Origin of the sequence: Dolichospermum sp. UHCC 0352 (genome assembly GCF_009711925.1) — a bacterium.
Lineage (GTDB): Bacteria > Cyanobacteriota > Cyanobacteriia > Cyanobacteriales > Nostocaceae > Dolichospermum > Dolichospermum lemmermannii.
Genome location: NZ_VIKY01000049.1, coordinates 20944 through 27306 on the forward strand (window position 1 = coordinate 20944; position 6363 = coordinate 27306).

Below are 6363 nucleotides of genomic sequence, written 5' to 3' on the forward strand. Positions count from 1 at the left end.
TCCACTTCATTTTTATTGTCAAAATCTAGATTTTTCAGTCATTAACTAATTCATCTCGCCATTTTTCACGTTTTTCTCTCTCTTCACGCACTTCTTCTTCCCGTTCCCGTGACCGCACTAATAGCCAACTTTCCCATGTCAGGGGTTTTTGTCGTTCTAAATGGTTAATAAATTGCATAATTGATAAATCTGCTTTGAGGGGAGTTTTTAAATCAAACTGCATGGTTTCTAAAATTTTATCATTAGTTTTGAGTAAGCGATCGCTAATTTTTTCCCCTATCTTTAATATCAATTTATTAATTAACTTTCCTAAAATACCTTGACGTTTTTTGCACATAAATAGGGTTTGACCTGCTGTTTTTCCCCCTGGTAATAACCGAGTTGTAAATATTATATGTAGCTGGGTAGAGTCATTAGTAAAGGAAACTATACTTGTTGTCCCATACCAATAGCAAACACTGTAATTAAAAGAATTATTAAAAAACCGCCGGTAGAGATTTAGCCAAAATGACTTTCCATTAATATTTGTAATCGTGCTAAAAATAATCGCATTTTGATTGAGTTCTTGTTTCTCCAAAACCATTTTTAATGGTAATTTATTAACTAAATTAATTTGTTGAGTATCAATACCCTGAAGAAGTAACACATTGGGATGACAATCAATACTAAATTGCGAACCGAGAGAAAAATCAAAATCTTGGTTTTCCCAATCTAAAACAAAAGGTAAAGGTTGCTGGGGAGTTTCCCCTGTCCAAACCCAAATCATTCCATATTGTTCTGCTGCTGGCCAAGTTTTAGCTTTAAGAGATACAGGTTCATCTACATTAGGAATACCAACACAAATACCTTCTGCATCAAATTTCCACCGATGTAAAACACAGCGTAATTCATTACCTTCAATTTTACCTTCAGCTAAACTCGTACCCATGTGAGGACAGTAAGCATCTAAAATAACTGCACGTCTATCTTTACCACGATATACGACTAAATCCTTCCCAAAAATTGTCACAGCTTTAATTTCACCTATCTGCAAAGATTGAGAAGGTAATACCCAATACCAACCTTCAACAAAACTCATTGATTGGTTGAAAATTTTAGGTTTACGAACCGAGTTAAGATTATCTATATGTGTGTTCATTTTTAGGGTTTTCACTTGCAGTGAAGCGGTTGATCTATTCCTATCATGAACAACTTGAAAAAACAGTTATTTTCAGTACCGTCAGCAGAAATGAATTAAAAATTAAAAATTAAAAGTTAAAAATTGAATTACCAATTACCAATCACCAATTACCTAACTCCTGGTTGAAAATTACGCAATCTTAAAGCATTACTAACTACAGAAACGGAAGAAAATGCCATTGCTGCACCGGCAATAATTGGGTTCAGTAACAAACCCAAGAAAGGATAGAGAATACCCGCAGCAATGGGAATACCAATGATATTGTAAATAAAGGCAAAAAATAGATTTTGACGGATATTATTAATGGTAGCGCGACTGAGTTGAATAGCTGTCACAATGGCTTGTAGATCTCCAGAAATTAAAGTAATATCACTAGCAGCGATCGCCACATCTGTTCCTGTCCCGATGGCAATTCCCACATCTGCTTGTGCTAATGCTGGTGCATCATTAATTCCATCTCCCACCATAGCCACAATTTTAATTTTATTTCCTACTTTTTTTTGTTGCAATGATTTAATCATTGCGGCTTTTTGGTCTGGACGCACTTGGGCAAAAACTTGAGTAATCCCCACTTGATTTGCAATAGTTTGGGCAGTTTTTTGATTATCTCCCGTTAACATTACCACTTCTAAACCTAACTTTTGCAAAGCCTTGACTGCTGTTAATGATGAAGGTTTAAGGGCATCAGTAATAGCCATAATAGCTTCTGATTTACCATTTACTGCTAACCAAATGACTGTTTTTCCTTCATTTTCCCAAATTGTTTGATGTGGTTCTAAAACATCCGTATCAATTCCTAACTCTGTAAACCAGCGTTGTGTGCCAACTTGTACCAATTGATCATATACAATTCCTTGAACACCACTACCAACAATGGCTGCAAAATTCTTAACATCAGCCAAACTCACAGCTTGATTAATCGTATATTTCACCACTGCTTCCGCTAAAGGATGTTCAGACTTATGTTCTACACTAGCAGCTAATTTTAATAATTGAAGTTCATTCCCATTCGCTGTACCCTTGATAGTTATAAAGTCTGTAACTGTGGGTTTACCTTGAGTTAAAGTTCCAGTTTTATCAACAACAATAATATTTATTTTATGTGCTAATTCTAAACTTTCAGCACTTTTAATTAAAATGCCATTTTCTGCACCTTTACCAGTTCCTACCATCACAGAAGTAGGAGTAGCTAAACCCAATGCACAGGGACAAGCAATAATTAAAACCCCTACCATTGTCATCATTGCTAAGGTGAAATTAGCTGTAATACTAAACCAGATCATAAAAGTAAGAATAGCTATCACAATTACAGCCGGCACAAACCACCCAGTTACCTGATCTGCTAACCTTTGAATTGGTGCTTTTGAACCTTGGGCTTCTTGGACTAACTTGACAATTTGCGCTAAGAAAGTATCTTTACCAACTCGCGTGGCTTTAAACTTAAAACTACCAGTTTTATTAATTGTTGATCCAATCACCTCATCTCCTGGTTGTTTTTTCACAGGTACACTTTCACCTGTTACCATTGCCTCATCTACCGTAGAATTACCATCAATTACTTCACCATCTACAGGAATTTTTTCACCAGGACGGACTAAAATTAAATCATTAACTATTACTTGATTAATAGGAATATCCATTTCCAAATCATCTCTTATTACCCTGGCTATTTTCGCCTGCATTCCCATTAATTTATGAATAGCTTCCGAAGTTTTTCCCCTAGCACGATGTTCTAAAAATCGTCCTAACAAAATCAAAGTTATAACCAGCGCTGCAACTTCATAATAAACATGAATTTCTAAGCCTTGGGAAATAAGTAAATCAGGAAAAAGCGTCACGAATAAAGAATAGAAATAAGCCGTACCCGTTCCCAAAGCAATCAAAGTATCCATTGTCGCAGTGCGGCGTTTTAAAGACTTCCAAGCATTACGGAAAAAAGATCCCCCACACCAAAATTCAACAGGTGTTGCTAATGCTAATTGCAACCAAGGATGATGAAGAAATTTAGGAACAAAAGGTAAATGTAATCCCGTCATCATCGGTAAAGAACCAAAAAACAGAATAATACTAATTACAATCCCGGTTGTTAACTTGAGAATGAGTTCCCGTTCTGCTGCTAATTTACTCGCTGCTTCTGCTGTATCCTCACCTTCTGTTTCTAACTGAAAAGATGAATAACCAGCATCTACAATTGCAGCTTGAATTTTCGCTAAATTTGTTTGTTTAGGTTCATAATTAATAGTTATCTGTTCTGCACCAAAATTAACATGACAATCAATAACTCCAGCAACGGCTAAAATTGCCTGTTCAATATTATTAGCGCAAGAAGCACAACTCATCCCTTTAAGTTTAAGCCTAAGATTATTCATATCACCTCTTATAATTAACTAATTACCCAGATCACCGACTTCTTGAAGAAGTCGGTGATCTATACGATCTATACTTCACCTATTGGTGTAATATATCATTTTAATCAGTTTCTTGACTTTCACCTATCTTACATTGCGGATTCTGGATATAGAAATGTATGTTACAAGTTATTTATTCTGACGAATTTTTAGATCACAAAACGGGAATCTACCACCCAGAAAAACCTGAACGGTTGACAGCAATAGTCAATGCTTTAAAAGCTGCAAATTTTGCCGAGAAAATTACCTGGAAACTACCTACACCCGTAATATCAAAACCATCTTTAATGTCTTGGATAGAAAGTGTTCACCCTATAAACTATATTAAAAAGGTTAAAGATATCTCCTCCTCCGGTGGTGGTTATTTAGACGGAGATACTCCCATTTCTCCCCGCAGTTATGATGTAGCATTATTGGCAGTTAGTGCTTGGTTAGATGGAGTAGATACAGTTCTTGATACAGCAAACAAAGCTTTTGTATTAGCACGTCCACCTGGGCATCATGCGGTAAGTGATACAGGAATGGGATTTTGTTTATTTTCTAATGCTGCAATTGCAGCTTTATATGCTTTGCAACAGCCTAGAATTCAGCGCGTTGCTATCCTAGATTGGGACGTACATCACGGAAATGGGACGGAAGCAATAGTAGAAACTCACTCAGAAATTGCTTATGTTTCTCTTCACCAGTATCCAGCTTATCCCGGTACAGGGAAAACTTCTCAACAAGGTTCACATAATAATGTCTTAAATTTACCTGTTCCCCCTGGTAGCGATATTACCGTCTATCAACCATTGTGGGAAAGAAAAATCTTACCCTTTTTAACTAATTTTTCGCCAGATTTACTGATTATTAGTGCTGGTTATGATGCTAATACTAATGATCCTTTAGCGAGTGTAAATTTGCAACCAGAAGATTTTGGTTTATTTACAGAATACTGTTTAGGTATAACCAAAAAAATTATGTTTGGTTTAGAAGGTGGTTATGATTTACCAAGTCTGGCTGAATCTGTAATTGCTACTATTAAACCTTGTATATGTTAGTATTTTTTAGTTAGTAAAATTCAGAATTTTGTTTTTTACTAATTTTATATTCCACTAGATTTAAGACTTTACCACTCTCGTTAATCAGATCATACTCTCTACCAATTTTACCTCCCATTTTTTCCGCAACCCTACGGCTGGCGGTATTTGCTTTATCCAAATCATATCTAAGATATTCATAATCTAAGTTTTCTTCAGCCCATAATTTCAGGGCTGCAATTGTTTCTGTGGCGTAACCTTGTTTATATGCTGATTTTTTCAGCCAAATTCCATATCGGGGGTATTTACTATTAATTTTATGTATCCCACTACATCCTAAAAACTCTTGAGAATCTTTCTTTAAAATCACAATTACTAACTCTTCTCCTTTTTCCATTTTTAGTAAAGATTGATGAATGAAAATTTCAGTATCCTGAATTTTTTTCGATGGTTTTGAATATAAATAAGTCGTAACTTCCTGAGTAAATTCTCTAAAAATATCTGCCTTATATTCCATTGATATAGGCTGTAATAACAGACGGTGTGTAGATATCTTGAATTGGAGGAGTTCCATAGTTAGCACCAAAAGCTAAGTAATTATTAGAACAATCAAAATTACAACAATACTGCTATCAAAGTAGATCCAATTTTTACTTTCAGTGTTTTTTAGTATTGTACTTAACCGAATATAGTTAAAAGTTATCAAATTTTTAGTAATAAAATTTTGTCATCATGTCATGAAAGAGCTAAAGTTTTGTTAAGATCCGATTACAAGGAATTCAGTCACCTGGCTGTGAAGAAAAATTAGATAGTACCAGTAGCTGTATAAAGTTCAGAAGGTGAACAAATGACCACCTATATTTTTTTTGACCAAGCTCTTCAGATGCTTGTCAGTGCCTTTCTTGCGTCAGCTATCATGCTAATCGCCGTTTCAAGTATAGGTTTAGCCGTGATTGAAACCATTGAAAAAACAGGAGACAGTTAAAACTACGCTTCAAAGTAGGGACAGGGCTGAAAAAGTCAATAAGTAGTTTATTCTGTTGACGTTTCTGCCTTTTGTCCAATTTTTGGTTCTGTACCCGCAATTAATCGCTCAATATTGGTGCGGTGACGGATAATTACATATAAGCCGCCAGCAAAACCAAGAAGAATATAGGCTAAAGGTTGATGAAAAATTACCATTAAAATAGAAACCGCTACAGCCCCAGCAATAGAACTTAAAGACACAATTCTCGAAATGGCAATTACTACTGCAAAAACCCCTAATGTTGATAATCCTACTTGCCAACTAATAGCTAACAAAATTCCCACACCACTAGCCACAGATTTACCACCAGTAAAGCCGAGAAAGATTGATTTACTATGTCCTAAAAGGGCAGCTAAACCAGCTAAAGTGACTAAATAAGGTTGCCAAATTTCGATATTGACAATTGGTGGAATTAAGTTTTGAGTAGTAGCAATACTAAATAAAGCGTAACCTAAATTTATTGCTAATCCTCCTTTCAAAGCATCAATTAATAATACAAATGCCCCGGGAAGTTTTCCCAAAGTTCTCAGAACATTAGTTGCACCAGTTGAACCAGAACCAACTTCCCGAATATCAATTCCTTTTAATAGCTTACCTGCCAGATATCCAGTCGGAAAAGAACCAAAAAGGTAAGCTAATAAAATCACCACTCCACACAAACTTAACCAAAGAAACATAAATTTGTCAGTTGTTAGTTGTCAGTTGTTAGTAGGGGCGAAGCATTTGGAA

The 6363-nt window shown here is 35.5% G+C and carries 6 protein-coding genes; 2 read left to right on the forward strand and 4 right to left on the reverse strand.

Annotated elements, in window-relative coordinates:
* Positions 1-34: 34 nt before the first annotated feature.
* Together FJR06_RS03130 and FJR06_RS03135 are read right to left on the reverse strand one after the other, a co-directional pair.
* Positions 35-1138, reverse strand: a complete 1104-nt coding sequence (locus FJR06_RS03130) for an aromatic ring-hydroxylating dioxygenase subunit alpha (protein WP_168650719.1) — start codon at positions 1136-1138, stop codon at positions 35-37.
* Positions 1139-1287: 149 nt separating this feature from the next.
* Positions 1288-3549, reverse strand: coding sequence for a heavy metal translocating P-type ATPase (locus FJR06_RS03135; protein ID WP_168650721.1), 2262 nt, complete (start codon positions 3547-3549; stop codon positions 1288-1290).
* Positions 3550-3707: 158 nt separating this feature from the next.
* Between FJR06_RS03135 and FJR06_RS03140 the strand changes: the two genes are divergently transcribed.
* Complete coding sequence (locus FJR06_RS03140) at positions 3708-4628, forward strand: histone deacetylase (RefSeq protein WP_015078869.1); 921 nt, start codon at positions 3708-3710, stop codon at positions 4626-4628.
* A gap of 10 nt (positions 4629-4638) precedes the next feature.
* On the opposite strand, the gene FJR06_RS03145 is transcribed toward FJR06_RS03140, so the two are convergent.
* Positions 4639-5181, reverse strand: coding sequence for a GNAT family N-acetyltransferase (locus FJR06_RS03145; RefSeq protein ID WP_168650725.1), 543 nt, complete (start codon positions 5179-5181; stop codon positions 4639-4641).
* A 273-nt stretch (positions 5182-5454) separates the two neighbouring features.
* On the opposite strand from FJR06_RS03145, the gene FJR06_RS03150 reads away from it, so the two are divergent.
* Entirely contained in the window at positions 5455-5592 is a 138-nt protein-coding gene (locus FJR06_RS03150) for a hypothetical protein (RefSeq protein WP_015078871.1), read from the forward strand.
* 47 nt (positions 5593-5639) lie between these two features.
* Here FJR06_RS03150 and plsY read toward each other — a convergent pair whose 3' ends face one another.
* Positions 5640-6311 (reverse strand): glycerol-3-phosphate 1-O-acyltransferase PlsY, encoded by a 672-nt coding sequence (gene plsY / locus FJR06_RS03155; RefSeq protein WP_168650723.1) that lies wholly within the window; start codon positions 6309-6311, stop codon positions 5640-5642.
* Between the last annotated feature and the right edge of the window lie 52 nt (positions 6312-6363).